Origin of the sequence: Aeromonas sp. FDAARGOS 1414 (assembly GCF_019047065.1) — a bacterium.
Taxonomy (GTDB): domain Bacteria; phylum Pseudomonadota; class Gammaproteobacteria; order Enterobacterales; family Aeromonadaceae; genus Aeromonas; species Aeromonas veronii_A.
Genome location: NZ_CP077210.1, coordinates 2,875,580 through 2,890,976, shown reverse-complemented (window position 1 = coordinate 2,890,976; position 15,397 = coordinate 2,875,580). Strand labels below are relative to the sequence as shown.

The window sequence follows — 15,397 nt, the reverse complement described above, 5'->3', positions numbered from 1 at the left end:
CATCCCGAGGCGGGCAGGACAATGAAAACGGGCACCGCGAGGTGCCCGTTTTGGTTATTAGTGGCGCAGGCCGGTGCCGCGGGAGATAAGCCACCAGGCGATACCGTAGAGGGCCACGATAAAGCCGATGATGATGAGGTAGGCGGTGCCGAGCGGCACGTCGGAGATGCCGAGGAAGCCGTAACGGAACGCGTTCACCATGTAGATGATGGGGTTCACCTGGGAGACACCCTGCCAGAAGGGGGGCAGCAGGCTGATGGAGTAGAACACCCCGCCCAGATAGGTGAGCGGTGTCAGCACGAAGGTGGGGATGATGCTGATGTCGTCGAAGGTCTTGGCAAACACAGCGTTGATAAGGCCACCCAGCGAGAAGAGGATGGCGGTGAGCAGCACGGTGACGCAGACGCTGAACAGATGGTGGATCTGCAGCGGCACGAAGAACAGCGACACCAGGGTGACGATGAGGCCGACACAGAGGCCGCGTGCCACGCCTCCGCCCACGTAACCGGCGATGATGACGTAGTTGGGCACCGGCGCCACCAGCATCTCCTCGATATTGCGCTGGAACTTGGCGCTGAAGAAGGAAGAGGCGACGTTGGAGTAGGAGTTGGTGATCACCGACATCATGATGAGGCCGGGCACTATGAACTCCATGTAGGTGAAGCCACCCATGTCACCGATGCGCGAACCGATCAGGTTGCCGAAGATGACGAAGTAGAGGCTCATGGTGATGGCCGGTGGCACCAGGGTCTGGATCCAGATCCGGGTGAAGCGGCTCACCTCTTTGGCCAGAATGCTCTTGAAGGCGATGTAGTAGATGGCCAGATTCATGCTTTTCTCCCCTCTTCGACCAGATTGACGAACAGCTCTTCCAGCCGGTTGGCCTTGTTGCGCATGCTCACGACCTGCACCTGCTGGTTCGACAACTGCTCGAACAGGCTGTTGAGTGACTGGCTCTTGTCGAGATCCACCTCAAGGGTGCGCTCATCCGGCATCCGGCCGTTGAACTCTGGTACCTCAGGTACGGCAGAACCTGGCGCAAGGTCGAGTAGGAAGGTCTCGCGACCCAGCTTGCCCAGCAGATTCTTCATGCTGGTGTTCTCGATCAGACGACCCTTGTCGATGATGCCGATGTTGCGGCAGAGCATCTCGGCCTCTTCCAGATAGTGGGTGGTGAGGATGATGGTGACGCCCTGCTCGTTGAGATCCTTGAGGAAGGTCCACATGGAGCGGCGGATCTCGATATCGACCCCGGCGGTCGGCTCATCGAGGATCAACAGCTTGGGCTCGTGCATCAGGGCGCGGGCGATCATCAGGCGGCGCTTCATGCCGCCGGAGAGGGTGCGGGCAGGCATGTCGCGCTTCTCCCACAGATCGAGCTGGCGCAGGTACTTCTCGGCGCGGATCTTGGCTTCCGCCTTGGGTACGCCGTAGAAACCGGCCTGATGGGTGACAATCTGGATCACCTTCTCGAACTGGCTGAAGTTGAACTCCTGCGGCACCAGTCCGAGCTGGGCCTTGGCCTGTTCCAGATCGCTGTCGATGTCGTAGCCAAACACCTTCACCTTGCCGGCGCTCTTGTTCACCAGCGAGCTGATGACGCCGATGGTGGTGGATTTGCCCGCGCCATTGGGGCCTAGCAGGGCGAAGAAATCCCCCTGCCTGACGGTAAGATCGATGCCTTTAAGGGCTTCGACGCCCCCCTGATAGGTCTTTTTCAGGCCGCTGATTTCCAGTGCGTTCATTGCAACCTCTGTGATGGTTGAATCCGGCTCGATACAGAAAAGGCGGCCAAGGCCGCCTGCACAGAGTAAAGGGCGCAAGGCCGCTTCACCCGTGATATTCCTGAACCTGGCTTACTCCTGGGGTACCACTTTGCCGATAAACGGCAGGTTGCGGTACTTCTGGGCGTAGTCGATGCCGCAGCCGACCACGAATTCGTCCGGAATGGCGAAGCCAATCCAGTCGACCGGCACCTGCACTTCGCGGCGGGAGGGTTTGTCCAGCAGGGTGCAGATGGCCAGGGATTTCGGCTCGCGCAGGGAGAGGATCTCGCGCACCTTGTTGAGGGTGTAACCGGTGTCGATGATGTCTTCCACGATCACCACATCCTTACCCTTGATGTCGTCGTCCAGGTCTTTCAGGATGCGGACGTCACGGGTGCTGTGCATGCCGGAGCCGTAGCTGGAGGCGGTCATGAAGTCCAGGGTGATGGGCAGCTGGCACTGGCGGCAGAGGTCGGCCAGGAAGATGCAGGAACCGCGCAGCAGCGCAATCATCACGACTTCGTCAGAACCCTGATAGCGGGCGGTGATCTCTTCACCCAATTTGGCGATCCGGGCGGCTACTTCAGCCTCGGAGATCATCACCTCGACGGTGTGTTTCATCACTTACTCCCATAAGGCCAAAGGGGATTTGGCCGTTCATGAATATCAAAACCGATGATTCTACCACTCATGTTGAAGGGTGCTAGAGATACGTGGTGCTTTTATCGGCTTATTTTAATTGATAGAGTTAGCAGGCACTCAGGCATGATTAGTTAAAATACTATAAACACCATAATCAATAACTATTAGATGATAAAAACTATGGAACCACGCGCAGAAATAAGACGTCGTACCCGGCTGTCGCCGGAAGCTCGTCGCTCCCAATTGATGGAATGTGCCATCGAGGTGTTCTCCCGTCGCGGCATTGGCCGTGCAGGTCACGCCGAGATAGCCGAACAGGCCAAGGTCTCTGTGGCTACCGTCTTCAACTATTTCAACACCCGCGAGGAGTTGGTAGATGAGGTGCTGGCCGAGATCGAACGCTTTGTGAACCAGATGCTGTCGCAGGCATACGGTGACCAGGGCTCCATTTTCGACAAAATCCAGCGTCATGTACGCCTCTCTGTCGATGCCGCCTACGATCAACCGGATTATGCCGGTATCTGGCTGGAGTGGAGCTCATCGGTTCGGGAAGAGGTATGGCCCCGCTATACCCGGCTGCTCGATCACTGCCTTGAGCTGATCGCCAGCGAGCTGCAAACCGCCATGGATGCAGGGGAGATCACCAGCGTGCTGTCAGCACAGGATCTGGCCCGCTCTTTGACCGGTTTTGGCTATGTGATGATGCAGATGATCAATCAACCTCAGCGCCCGGCGCGCCAAGAGGTGACTGATTTCCTGTTCAAGTACGTGACGGCGCCAATTCAGGCTCGCTAACACGGCTTAACGAAAAACGGCGTCACTCATTGAGTGGCGCCGTTTTTTTATGGCCGAATGTGGCGGTCAGCTCAATGGTGGCCATAGCCCCAGCGGTTGGTCAACTCATGCTCGACACCCAGATGATCGAGGATGCGGGCGACCATAAAGTCCACCAGATCCTCGATGCCTTTCGGCTCATGATAGAAACCGGGGGCGGCAGGCATGATGGTCACCCCGAGCCGCGCCAGTTTCAGCATGTTTTCCAGATGGATCGCCGAGAAGGGGGTTTCGCGGGGCACCAGGATCAGCTGGCCGCGCTCCTTGATCACCACATCCGCTGCCCGTTCCAGCAGGTTGTCCGAGGTGCCGTTGGCAATGGCCGAGACGGTGCCCATGGAACAGGGGCAGACCACCATCTGTTTGGGTGCGGCCGAGCCTGAGGCCACCGGCGAGAACCACTCCTCCTTGCCGCAGGCGACAATCTGCCCCTCCTTGGCGCCATATTGGCGACAAAGATAGGCAGAGAGCTCTTTCGGCGAGCCCGGCCAATCCTGCTGCTGCTCGGTTTTAAGCACCACACGAGCCGCCGATGAGGCGAGCAGGTAGACCCGATAGTCCGCCTGCACCAGACACTGGAGCAGGCGCAGGGCGTAGGGGGCGCCGGAGGCGCCGGTCAGCGCCAGGGTGATCGCTTTGTTCATAGTTCGCCGTGGTAATCCTTGAGGCGGGCGATCAGCTTGTCATGAATGCCGCCGAAGCCGCCGTTGCTCATGATCAGAATATGGTCGCCATCGCGGCTCTCGGCCACCAACCGGTTGATCAGGGTCTCCAGATCGTTGAATACCTTGGCCGGTCGGGTCATATGGGCGGTCACCTCGCCGAGATCCCAGCCGATGTTGGGCGGCTGGAAGAAGAACACTTCGTCGGCGCCATCGAAGCAGCCAGCCAGCTCCTCCTTGTGAACCCCCAGCTTCATGGTGTTGGAGCGAGGCTCCAGCACCGCCAGAATACGTGAGCTGCCTACCTTGGCGCGCAGACCGCCAAGGGTGGTTTCGATGGCGGTGGGGTGGTGGGCGAAGTCGTCATAGACGCTGATGCCAGCTACCTCGCCCTTGAGCTCCATCCGTCGCTTGGGGGATTTGAACTGGCAGAGCGCCGCGATGCCGTGCTCCACCATCACGCCAGCATGGCGGGCGGCCGCGATAGCCATCAGGCCGTTGTTGACGTTGTGTTCGCCAATGCACTCCCAGTGCACCTCGCCCTGTTTTTCGCCATCCAGCCACACCTCGAAGGCGGAGCCGTCATCGGCCAGCTTGACCGCCTTCCACTTGGCGTCATCCTGACCCACCAGCTCCACTTCGCTCCAGCAGCCCATCTTGCGTACGGCGGTGAGGTTGTCATCGGCTTGCGGGAACAGCACCCGGCCGTTGCTCGGCACGGTGCGCATCAGGTGGTGGAACTGGCGCTGGATCGCGGCGAGATCCGGGAAGATATCCGCGTGGTCGAACTCCAGATTGTTCATCACCAGGGTGCGCGGGTGGTAGTGGACGAACTTGGATCGCTTGTCGAAGAAGGCGCAGTCATACTCGTCCGCTTCGATGACGAAGAAGGGGGCGGAGCCGAGACGGGCCGAGACCGGGAAGTTGCCCGGCACGCCGCCGATGAGGAAACCGGGCTCCAGCTTGGCATACTCCAGCACCCAGGCCAGCATGCTGGCGGTGGTGGTCTTGCCGTGGGTGCCGGCAACGGCCAGAACCCAGCGATCTTGCAGCACATGCTCCAGCAGCCACTGGGGGCCGGAGATGTAGGGCAGATTGCGATCCAGCACATATTCAACACAGGGGTTGCCACGGCTCATGGCGTTGCCAATCACCACCAGATCCGGCGCCGGATCGAGTTGGGAGGGGTCATAGCCTTCGGTCAGTTCGATGCCCTGTTGCTCGAGCTGGGTACTCATGGGGGGATAGACATTGGCATCCGAACCGGTCACCCGATAACCAAGCTGTTTTGCCAACACCGCCAGACCACCCATAAAGGTGCCGCAGATCCCGAGAATGTGAATATGCATACCGCTTCCTTTCGCAGTAAAGGGAAGTGGGCATTCTAGGGGGTGTTGCGGTGGTGGCACAAGCCGCACTCATGGTGAGAGGCCCACAGATGACGCACTGGAGGCAGAAATATTGTCGCTGTCGCGGTGTGCGAGGCTGGAGTGGGTTGTTGGGTTTTATTTGAGGCTTGATTTTGTGTCGCACTTTCTTACAATTCTTCGGTTTTGTGACGCACCCTACAGTTTTACGATATCGCCCTTTTCAAACGGAGAGTCCCCATGGGCAAGTTCCTGCTTTGCTATCTGGTCGGTGGTCTGGTGGCCATCAGTTGGGCTGCGCTGCCCGCTCATGGTCCCTGGGATCAGTGGGACCTCGCGATTTTTCATACCGTCAATGGCTGGCTCGGGCAGTCGGCTCTGTGGGCCGATCTGGTGGCTATCACCAATAACCGGCTGTTCGACCTGGCGGTGCTGGCCTGTATGGGGCTGATCCTGGCCCGCTGCTTCTTCGCCCGGGATTTGGCGGGTCGTCGCCAACTGGTGGCGATGGGGATAGTGATGCTGCTGAGTGCTCTGGTGATCAACCAGCTTGGTCACCGATTGCCGGTGGAGCGACCCAGCCCGACCCTGATGGTGGCTGATGCGCTGCGGGTGACCCAGATCAGCGGTATTCCGACCAAGGACTCTTCCGGTGATAGCTTCCCCGGGGATCACGCTCTGTTCCTGATGATCTTCGCCGGCTATGCCTTGCGCTATCTGCCGCGCTGGGCGGGAGTCACCGCATTGCTGATGGTGCCGATCTTTTCCGCGCCGCGCATTCTGGCTGGCGCCCACTGGTTTACCGATGTCTACGTCGGCGCGCTGGGGCTGGCGACCCTCTGTCTGCCCTGGCTGCTGTTGACCCCGCTGGCGGATCGGCTGATTGGACGCATCGTTCCCTATCTCGCGCCATTACCACTATTACGTAGTCAGACTCACTGATTGAGTGCCACAAAATAAAACGCCCCGATATCTTGATATCGGGGCGTTTTGTTATCAGTCCGCTAGAGATCAGCTTTGATAGCCGTTCGGATTCTGGCTTTGCCAGCGCCAGGTATCGACCATCATCTGCTCCAGACCGCGCTCTGCCTGCCAGCCCAGCTCGGCACGGGCCAGCGTCGGCTCTGCCCAGCACTCGGCGATGTCGCCCGGGCGACGGGGTTTGATCTGGTAGGGAATGGGGCGGCCGCTGGCCGCTTCAAACGCCTTGACCATCTCCAGTACCGAGTAGCCCTGACCTGTGCCCAGGTTATAGGTGAAGACGCCGGTGTCGCTCTTGATGCGCGCCAGTGCTTTCAGGTGGCCGATGGCGAGATCCACCACATGGATGTAGTCGCGCACGCCGGTGCCATCCGGGGTCGGGTAGTCGTTGCCAAATACCCCCAGCTCCTTGAGCTTGCCCACGCCGACCTGGCTGATATAGGGCAGCAGGTTGTTGGGGATGCCGTTGGGATCTTCACCAATCAGGCCGCTCTCGTGGGCGCCGACCGGGTTGAAGTAACGCAGCAGTACGATAGCCCAGCGGGAATCGGATTTGGCGAGATCGCGCAGGATCTCCTCCACCATCAGCTTGGAGCGACCATAGGGGTTGGTGGCGCTGGTGGGGAAATCTTCCCGCAGCGGTACCGAGGCGGGATCGCCATAGACGGTGGCCGAGGAGCTGAATACCAGCCGGAAAACCCCGGCCTTGGCCATCTCTTCGCACAGCACCAGAGTGCCGCTGATGTTGTTCTGGTAGTAGGTGAGCGGGATCTGGCTCGACTCCCCGACCGCCTTGAGGCCGGCGAAGTGGATGACCGATTCGATCTGGTTGTTGGCGAACAGCTGCTGCAGGCAGGCTCTGTCCAGCACATCCCCTTCGACGAAGGTGACCGGTTTGCTGGTGATCTGCTCGACCCGCTTGAGTGACTCCGGTGAGGAGTTGGAGAGGTTGTCGAGTACCACGACCTGCTGCCCCGCGCCCAGCAGCTCAACCAGGGTGTGGGAGCCGATATAGCCGGCGCCCCCTGTGACCAGTATTGTCATTTTTTATCCCGTGTTCTGGTGAAACTGGGGCAGAGTCTAGCGCCCCTGTCTACTTGGGAAAAGGTTGGGATACCGATGACGCCTTCACCTCGCTGTAAAAAAGCCTTCACCACGCCTCAATAATCGAGACTGATATCCCCTTTTGCGGTGCAGGAGCAGGCCAGAGCAACGCCGCTCTCCAGATCCTGCGCACTCAAGGTCATCACGCTCTGGCGCTCGATGTCACCTGTGGTGGTGCAACGACAGCTGCCACATACCCCGGCGCGGCAAGCAGCCATTATGGTTTCGCCCGCCGCTTCCAGTGCCGCCAACAGGGTCTGACCCGGCAGGATTTTCACCTTATTGCCGCTCTTTTTCAGGGTCAGCCAGAAGTGGTCGCTGGTGGTCTTGGTGGGCTCTGCGGGGGGAAGACCGAAGGACTCCTGATGTAGCTGCTCCGGCGGCAATCCCAGCTCCGTCAGCATGGTCCTGACCGCCGTCATATAGGGTGCCGGGCCACAGAGATAGACGTGGCGTTCGCGCAGATCCGGGGCCAGTTCGGCCAGCATGGCGGGGGTGAGTCGGCCAATCCAGGGGTGATCTGCAGGGGCATCCTCCAGAATCAGGGCATGGCGTACACCGGCATGGGCCTCAGCCAGTGCAGCCAAGTCATTTGCGAAGATCACATCTGCTGGCGAGCGGGCGCTATGGATAAAGCGGATATCGGCATCCGGCCGTTTGGCGAGCTCGTCCCGCAACATGGCCCACATGGGGGTAATGCCGGAACCAGCGCTCAAGAGCAGTGGCCGTTTGCAAGGGAGGTTGGTCAGGTTGAAATCGCCGAACGGCCCATCCACCCGGATCTCGTCGCCCACTTGCAGGGTCTGGTGCAGATGGCGGGAGACCCGTCCCACATCCTTGATGGTGACCTGCCAGCATGCATCCTGCGGGCTGGAGGAGAGGGTATAGGCGCGGCACTCCGGCTGGCCGTTGATCTCGGTATGCAGGGTGATGCACTGGCCAGCCAGCACGGGAGGGAGGCTGCCAGAAAGCGGCGCCAGCTGCCAGCTCACGACGTCGTGGGTGTTCTGTTGGCGGCCAATGCAGGTGAGCGTGAGAGAGGTCATCACAAGGCTCCTTGGGTTTGATAAGGTTTGAAACGGTTTGAAAAACGTCTGGTGAAAAAGCCGGGTCCAGAAAAAAGGCGAGCCGGGCGGCTCGCCAAACGCTTACAACATGAAGTGCCGATCAGGCCGCCAGGATCTCGGCCAGGTCAGCCTCGGCCGTGGTGGTCCCTTTCAGACCGAACTGCTCTTCCAGCACCTTGAGCAGGGCCGGGGTGAGGAAGGCGGGGGCGGTCGGGCCGGTACGAATGTCTTTCACCCCGAGGGAGAGCAGGGTGAGCAGAATGACGATGGCTTTTTGCTCGAACCAGGAGAGCACCAGCGTCAGCGGCAGATCGTTGACCCCGCACTCGAACGCCTCGGAGAGTGCCAGCGCCAACTGGATGGCGGAGTAGGCATCGTTGCACTGACCCACGTCCAGCAGACGCGGAATGCCGCCGATGTCGCCAAAGTCGAGCTTGTTGAACTTGTATTTGCCGCAGCCCAGGGTGAGCAGCAGGCTGTCGCGCGGTGCCGCCTTGGCAAACTCGGTGAAGTAGGCGCGCTCGGCCTTGTCGCCGTCACAGCCACCCACCAGGAAGAAGTGGCTGATCTCCCCGGCCTTGACCTTCTCGATCACCGCGGGTGCTGCCTGCATCAGAGCGTTGCGGGCAAAGCCGATGGTGATGAAGTGTTCGAGTTCGGTGTGTTTGAAGCCTTCCAGCGCTTGGGCCTTGGCGATCACGGCGGAGAAATCATCCCCCTCAAGATGGGTGACGCCCGGCCAGCCGACGATGGAGCGGGTGAAGATGCGGTCCGAGTAGTTGCCCACGTTCGGGTCGATGATGCAGTTGGAGGTCATCACCACCGCGCCCGGGAAGTTGGCAAACTCCTTCTGCTGGTTCTGCCAGGCGGATCCGTAGTTGCCCACCAGATGGGGGTACTGCTTGAAGAAGGGGTAGGCTAGCGCAGGCAGCATCTCACCATGGGTGTAGACATGGATACCGGTCCCCTTGGTCTGCTCCAGAATGAGCTTGAGATCCATCATGTCGTGGCCGGAGACCAGAATGCACTTGCCGGGGATCGGCGTGACCCTGACCCGGGTCGGTTCCGGGTGGCCGAAAGCACTGGTTTCACCGAGATCCAGCATCTCCATGATTTTGAAGTTGAGCTGACCGATCTCCATGGCACAGCTGAACAGCCGACCCATTTCGCTCGGATCTGTGCTGAGCCAGCTCATGATGCGGTGGAATTCGGCGGCCACCTCGTCACTCTGCTGATCCAGCACCCGGGCGTGCTCCATATAGGCGGCGGCGCCCTTGAGGCCGTAAAGACAGAGCAGACGCAGCCCCATGATGTCTTCGTTCACTTCGCTCTTGCCCCGATTGGGTGCGGCTGGTGCGGCATGGGCAAGTTGTTCCAGCAGTTCGGCACCGGGTTCGAAGTAAGCGGACTGTGGCAAATCGTTCACCTGCACCGCCATAGCGGTCAGACGATCGGCCAACTGCTGGCGATAGGCGAGGGCCTGATTGACGTAGGCCACGATGCGATTCGAGTCGAAGTTGACGTTGGTGAGGGTGGCGAAGAAGGCCTTGGGCACGAAGGCATCGATCTCGCGATCCATGATGCCCTGCTCGCGGGCGGCCAGCGCCCAGGCGCTGAGCCCCTGCAGGGTGTAGATCAGCACATCCTGCAGATCCGAGGTTTCAGCCGTCTTGCCGCACATACCTTGTGCGTAGGCACAGCCGTTGCCAGCCGGGGTACGAATTGTCTGTTCACATTGCACACAAAACATCATGCCTCTCCTAATTGGACATTTCAGTTGTCTGTTTTGTGGCGATTCTATTCCTCTCGCGGAAAACTTAATAGGCATTCAATTTGCCAATTAAGATTCCCTTGATGCAGATCAAAAACAAAAAAAGCCGCCCAAACAGGGCGGCAAGCGGGTGGATAAAAGGAGAGACAACTCAGGTTTGCAACAGAACATAACAATCAGACGGATTGGGCCGTGGTCTGGTCAGGAGCTTTCGGCCCGGAACTTACTCAACCCAGCATACGTACGCTGTAGTCGGCTTGGTTCACTATCAGGCCAGATAAGCGCGCAGCATCCAGACCAGTTTTTCCTGCTGCTGCACATAGTCGGAGAGGATGGAGGCAGTGCCCTCATCACCGGCTTCGGCGGCCTGGCCCAGAATACGGCGCTGGGCGACCAGCAGTTCGCGGAAGCTCTCCAGCAGGGATTCGACACAGGCGCGGCCATCGTGCAGCCCTTTTTGCTCCGGGATGGCAGAGACTTTCAGATAGTCGCTGAAGCTGTGCATTGGCACGCCATCCAGAGTCAGGATCCGCTCGGCCAGTGCATCGACTTTCAACAGCAGGTCGTTGTAAATCTCTTCAAATTTCAGGTGCAGTTCGAAGAACTGGTTGCCACGGATATTCCAGTGGAAGCCGCGCACGTTCATGTAGAGGATCTGGTAGCTGGCCAGCAATTTGTTCAACTCGGCTGCCAGGGCTTGTGATTGAGCAGTATCAAGACCAATCGGGCTTTTCATCATTCACCTCCAGATTTGGAAATCGGTTTGAAATTCTCTTTCGGAACGCAGTCAGAGTAACGCCTTGCAAAATGCAGGGACAATTGCTTGTGCCTAACTGTTTGATAGCTAAAGGCTATCAAACAGTACGCAGCAACAGGGGCAATGGATGAGTATTAGGGGAAGTATTTTTCGAGCAGCGCCATCAGGATGGCCTGACACTCGCGGTCCGGTTTGCTATCGACCCTGCTGGCGCGAAAGTGGAGCTGAAAGGCGCCCATGACGGCGCGGCTCTGCTCATCCCACTGGCCAGTCTGGGGCAGGCCATAGCCATAGCGGGCCAGTTGCTGTTGCCACATGGCCGCATCCCAATCGGGCAAGGGGCTGGCCAGTAACTCGGCCACCCGACCTTCATCTGGCCAGGCGCCGACTCCGTACGTCAGATAGAGCTGGCGCCAGGGGAAGTGAGGGCCGGGATCCTGCTTGCGCTCGGGAGCGACATCGCTGTGGCCCAGCACCTGGGTCGGTGGAATCTGGTAGCGGGCGGCCAGCTCCCGGCTGAGGGCGCCGACGGCGGCAATCTGCTGCGGGGTATAGGGTTGCCAGCGGCGGGCATCGGGGGCCAGCGGCTCATCTTCTGCTGGATAGCCGAGGTTGACGATCTCGATGCCAAGGGAGCTGGCATTGAGCCCGGCATATTGGTGCCAACGGCTGCGTCCGGCATGCCAGGCGCGCGCGCTGTCCGGCACCAGCTGATAGACCGGTAGCGGGGTCTCGTGGCTGTTGCGGGGGATCAGGTAGTGGGCGCTCACCTTGTGCTCCGGCTCGGTCAGCAGGCGCAAGGAGTTGGCATCATCTTCGTCGGTGTAGTGGAGGATCAGAAAGGCGATCCGCTCGTTCTGGTTGGCGCTCTGATAGCGGGTCGAGAGCTGGTACTCGGACGGGGTACAACCACCCAGCAGCAGAACCAGTGGCAGAAAGAAGAGGGGAAGAAGACAGCGCCAGCGCCATCCCCCTGCCGCAGCCAGTCTGCTGAACGTGGGAGGTGTGAGTCGCTGGCACATGTCGAAGGCCCAGTCTGGTCAGTCGCGCGGCTGGTCAGCCGCGGTATTTGGCCGTGAGGCCGATCAGGAAGTTGCGCAGGATCTGATCCCCGCAATCCTGATAGTGCTTGTGATCCTTGGAGCGGAACAGGGCACTGAGCTCGGACTTGGAGAGGTTGAAGTCGGCGAGCTTGAGGGTGCCGAGCATGTCCTCTTCCTTGAAGTTGAGACCGATGCGCAGCTTGCGCAGGATCATGTTGTTGTTGATCCGGTTCGGGATCACCTGGGCCGGTGCATCTTCCCGCACACCGCGGCGGGCGATGATGAAACCGTCGAGGAACTGGCTCAGGGCCGAGTCGGGACAGGCGACATAGCCTGCCTCTTGCTCTTCACCTTCCGCTGCCTCTTTCATCAACCAGCTGTGCAGCTGGGCGTGAGTGACCGTCAGGTTGCCCTTGGCAAACATCTCGACCATCTGGTCGTTGCTGATGGTGAGGGCGTAGCGCAGACGGCGCAGAATATCGTTGTTGGTCATGCTGACTCCTGTGTAAACGGCGCAACTTTACCATCTGGCGGCCCTCGCGTCAGAAAAAGCGGGGGCCGATACAGTTCAGGTCAAGCTCATCAAGCCGTGCCGAGATAACGGGGTGCCTCCTGGCGCACCAGTTCCAGCGCATCTTGCAGCTCCAGCAGCTCGGGTTCCAGCTCGCTCACCGGCACGCCGTCACGCAGCTGTTGCTCCAGCTGGGAGAGCAGCCGTTGCAGTCCCGGCACCCCGGAATAGGCACAGCCACCGTTGAGGCGATGGAGCTGGGCCAGCACCTCGCTATCATCAATTTCGCCAGCCAGCGCGCTATCCAGCACAGGTTCCACTTCGTCGAAACTGGCCAGCAGCATGGTCAGCATCTCTCTGGCGAGATGCTCTTTCCCCGCCGCTTGCCGCACCGCCAGTGCCCAGTCGATCTGTTGGGCACCATTATTCTGGTGGCGGCGATGGGCAAAGTCGGTGATGAGCTGGGCCAGCATGCTCTCGTCGATGGGTTTGGCCAGATAGTCGTCCATCCCCTGCCGGATCAGCCGCTCCCGTTCTCCGGGGATGGCGTGGGCGGTCACCGCCACGATCGGGGTGGTGGTGTTGAGGGACTGGTTGCGGATCGCCTGGGTGGCGCTGATGCCATCCATGATCGGCATCTGGATATCCATGAAGATGATGTCGAACGGCTGGCTCTGGGCCTGCTTGACCGCCTCCTTGCCGTTTTTGCACACCACCACCTGACTCACCATCTCCTTGAGCATGGCGGCGATAAGCTTGAGGTTGGCGGCGTTGTCGTCCACTGCCAGCACCTTGATGGGCTGCAACTGGCGCGGCGCAGGCTGAGCAGGCAGCTTCTGGCGGCTCGATTCCGGCGAGAGCAGGGCGTGCAGCAGCTTGCGGTGGTTGACCGGTTTGGAGAGACAGTGCTGGGCGCCATGGGCTAACATCGCTTCATAGAGCGCTGGCTCGTGGCTGCTGAGCAGCACTATGGTGTTCTGCTGCTGGCCGTTCAGTCTGTCGAGACGGCCGATCACCTGCTGCGGCGTATGCAGGGTGCTGCTGCCGATGATCACCATCTCCTGCTCGCTCATCTCGGGCCAGGGATCATCGCTGGTCAGTGGGTGCACGTCGAGGTGCCACTCCGCCAGCAGGGCGAGCAGAGAGGCTTGCGCGAAGGGATCCGGTTCCAGCAGCCAGAGCCGTTTGCCACGGATCCGATCCAGCGGCAGTTGATCGGTCTGGGGCAGGGGGGAGACCTCCACATCCAGACTGAACGAGAAGATGGAGCCTTTGCCGAGTTCCGATTCGAAGCGGATCTGGCCGCCCATCTGCTGCACCAGCTTCTGGGTGATAACGAGGCCCAGGCCCGTGCCGCCATAACGGCGGGAGATGGAGGAGTCGGCCTGATTGAAGGCCTGGAACAGCTGATGTTGCTGCTCTTGGGAGATGCCGATGCCGGTATCACGGATCTGGACGTTGAGCCTCACCTTGTGGTTGCCGCTGCCGGTCTGCTCGATATGGACATCCACGTTGCCTTGCTCGGTGAACTTGATGGCGTTGCCGGTGAGGTTGGTCAGCACCTGTTGCAGACGCATGGGGTCGCCGGTGAGGTAATCCGGCACATCGGCATCCACCCGCAGGGAGAGCTCCAGCTGCTTGTCGTGGGCGCTGGGGCCGAGCAGGTGCATGGTCTCGTTGAGGGTGTCGCGCAGGCTGAACGGGATATGCTCCAGCTGCAGCTTGCCCGCTTCCAGCTTCGAGAAGTCGAGGATGTCGTTGATGATGCCAAGCAGGTTGCGCGCCGATTTCTCGATGGTCTGCATGTAGTCGGTCTGGCTCGGGGTCAGGCTGGTTTTCAGCAGCTGGCGGGTAAAACCGATGACCCCGTTGAGCGGAGTGCGCAGCTCGTGGGACATGTTGGCCAGAAACTCCGACTTGACCCGGGCCGCCTCCTGCGCCCGCTTCTTGGCCATGTCGAGCTCGACGTTCTGGATCTCGATCTGCTCCAGGGTTTCGCGCAGGTCAGAGGTGGCCTGATCGATATTCTGCTGCATCTCTTCGTGATATTCGGAGAGCGCCTTGGCCATGGCGTTGATGCCGTTTTTCAGCATATCCAGCTCGCCGGTGAGCTGGCCGCTGACCCGGGTATCGAGCCGCCCCTCCCTGATCTTGTGCACCGCCTGCACCATGTTGGTGATGGGCTGGGTCACGCTCTTGACCAGACGGAAGCCAAACAGGGTACTGAAGGCGACCCCGATGAGCACCATGATCACCGCAAAGAAGGTGTCGCGGTACTGCAGCAGCATGGCCCTATCGGTCGCCATCTGCATCGAGATGTAGCCGATCATCGGCGGCTCTACATCGCTGGGCAGCGGGAAGCCATCCAGACTGGTTTCGGCCTGGATCGGGGTGCGTAAAATGATGTCGTCCCCCTGAAACGTCACGCTGGTCAGATCCGGAATAGGCTCGCCATCGGGCAGCCTGAGCCGGGTGAAATCCCGGTGATAGTTCGAGGTGACGAACAGCTGGTTGTCCTGGGTGAAGACAGCGATGGACTTGATGAAGGGGGAGTTCTTGCGGTGGGTCAGGCCAATCAGCCGCTTGAGGGATTCGCGACTGTGCTGGGTCATCCCGTATTCACTGGCGATCGCCAGCGGTTCGATAATGTTGATCCCCTGATCAATGAGGTTGTTTTCCAGCTGCTGGTAGCGGTGGAAGGTGAAGTAACCGGCCATCAGGCCACCGATGATCAGGGTCGGCAGGATGGTGAAGGCGAGAACGCGTGCTCTCAGGCCATATTTGGTCATACGAACAGGCCACCAGTGAACAGGGTTGGCGATAGGGTTGATGGCAATACACGGGCTCTGTGGCCGTATTTGGTCATACTATTATTCTTGTGGGACAATACCC

Annotated in this window: 14 protein-coding genes; 2 read left to right on the top strand and 12 right to left on the bottom strand. The window is 59.9% G+C overall.

Features of this window, described 5'->3' with window-relative positions; genetic code table 11:
- Positions 1–57 precede the first annotated feature (57 nt).
- The 3 genes from I6L44_RS12850 to hpt form a co-directional block, all read right to left on the bottom strand.
- Positions 58–831 (bottom strand): ABC transporter permease, encoded by a 774-nt coding sequence (locus tag I6L44_RS12850; RefSeq protein WP_005362866.1) that lies wholly within the window; start codon positions 829–831, stop codon positions 58–60.
- Complete coding sequence (locus I6L44_RS12845; RefSeq protein WP_005354634.1) at positions 828–1,745, bottom strand: ABC transporter ATP-binding protein; 918 nt, start codon at positions 1,743–1,745, stop codon at positions 828–830. Before I6L44_RS12845 ends, I6L44_RS12850 begins: the two co-directional genes overlap by 4 nt.
- Before the next feature lie 111 nt (positions 1,746–1,856).
- Positions 1,857–2,387: a hypoxanthine phosphoribosyltransferase gene (hpt, locus tag I6L44_RS12840; RefSeq protein ID WP_005335618.1), complete on the bottom strand. Its 531-nt coding sequence runs from the start codon at positions 2,385–2,387 to the stop codon at positions 1,857–1,859.
- Positions 2,388–2,588: 201 nt separating this feature from the next.
- Here hpt and I6L44_RS12835 point away from each other — a divergent pair, with 201 nt between their 5' ends.
- On the top strand, positions 2,589–3,203 hold the full coding sequence (locus tag I6L44_RS12835; protein ID WP_042079938.1) for a TetR/AcrR family transcriptional regulator: 615 nt from the start codon (positions 2,589–2,591) through the stop codon (positions 3,201–3,203).
- A 71-nt stretch (positions 3,204–3,274) separates the two neighbouring features.
- Here I6L44_RS12835 and I6L44_RS12830 read toward each other — a convergent pair whose 3' ends face one another.
- Positions 3,275–3,886 (bottom strand): flavin prenyltransferase UbiX, encoded by a 612-nt coding sequence (locus I6L44_RS12830; RefSeq protein ID WP_216952027.1) that lies wholly within the window; start codon positions 3,884–3,886, stop codon positions 3,275–3,277.
- Entirely contained in the window at positions 3,883–5,253 is a 1,371-nt protein-coding gene (gene mpl, locus I6L44_RS12825; RefSeq protein WP_005362853.1) for a UDP-N-acetylmuramate:L-alanyl-gamma-D-glutamyl-meso-diaminopimelate ligase, read from the bottom strand. Before mpl ends, I6L44_RS12830 begins: the two co-directional genes overlap by 4 nt.
- Positions 5,254–5,511: 258 nt before the next feature.
- Here mpl and I6L44_RS12820 point away from each other — a divergent pair, with 258 nt between their 5' ends.
- The gene (locus I6L44_RS12820; RefSeq protein WP_216952026.1) at positions 5,512–6,213 is read left to right on the top strand and encodes a phosphatase PAP2 family protein; all 702 of its coding nucleotides are present in this window, start codon (positions 5,512–5,514) and stop codon (positions 6,211–6,213) included.
- 69 nt (positions 6,214–6,282) lie between these two features.
- On the opposite strand, the gene galE is transcribed toward I6L44_RS12820, so the two are convergent.
- From galE to barA, 7 genes are all read right to left on the bottom strand, one after another.
- On the bottom strand, positions 6,283–7,296 hold the full coding sequence (galE, locus tag I6L44_RS12815) for a UDP-glucose 4-epimerase GalE (protein ID WP_216952025.1): 1,014 nt from the start codon (positions 7,294–7,296) through the stop codon (positions 6,283–6,285).
- Positions 7,297–7,412: 116 nt separating this feature from the next.
- The gene (locus I6L44_RS12810; protein ID WP_216949257.1) at positions 7,413–8,402 is read right to left on the bottom strand and encodes a hybrid-cluster NAD(P)-dependent oxidoreductase; all 990 of its coding nucleotides are present in this window, start codon (positions 8,400–8,402) and stop codon (positions 7,413–7,415) included.
- Between the two features lie 121 nt (positions 8,403–8,523).
- Entirely contained in the window at positions 8,524–10,173 is a 1,650-nt protein-coding gene (gene hcp, locus I6L44_RS12805) for a hydroxylamine reductase (protein WP_216949340.1), read from the bottom strand.
- A 289-nt stretch (positions 10,174–10,462) separates the two neighbouring features.
- Positions 10,463–10,930, bottom strand: coding sequence for a Dps family protein (locus I6L44_RS12800; RefSeq protein ID WP_021229540.1), 468 nt, complete (start codon positions 10,928–10,930; stop codon positions 10,463–10,465).
- Positions 10,931–11,085: 155 nt separating this feature from the next.
- Complete coding sequence (locus I6L44_RS12795; RefSeq protein ID WP_216952024.1) at positions 11,086–11,973, bottom strand: N-acetylmuramoyl-L-alanine amidase; 888 nt, start codon at positions 11,971–11,973, stop codon at positions 11,086–11,088.
- Positions 11,974–12,007: 34 nt separating this feature from the next.
- Entirely contained in the window at positions 12,008–12,487 is a 480-nt protein-coding gene (locus I6L44_RS12790; RefSeq protein ID WP_005335594.1) for a DUF1456 family protein, read from the bottom strand.
- A gap of 89 nt (positions 12,488–12,576) precedes the next feature.
- Entirely contained in the window at positions 12,577–15,294 is a 2,718-nt protein-coding gene (gene barA, locus I6L44_RS12785) for a two-component sensor histidine kinase BarA (RefSeq protein WP_216952023.1), read from the bottom strand.
- Between the last annotated feature and the right edge of the window lie 103 nt (positions 15,295–15,397).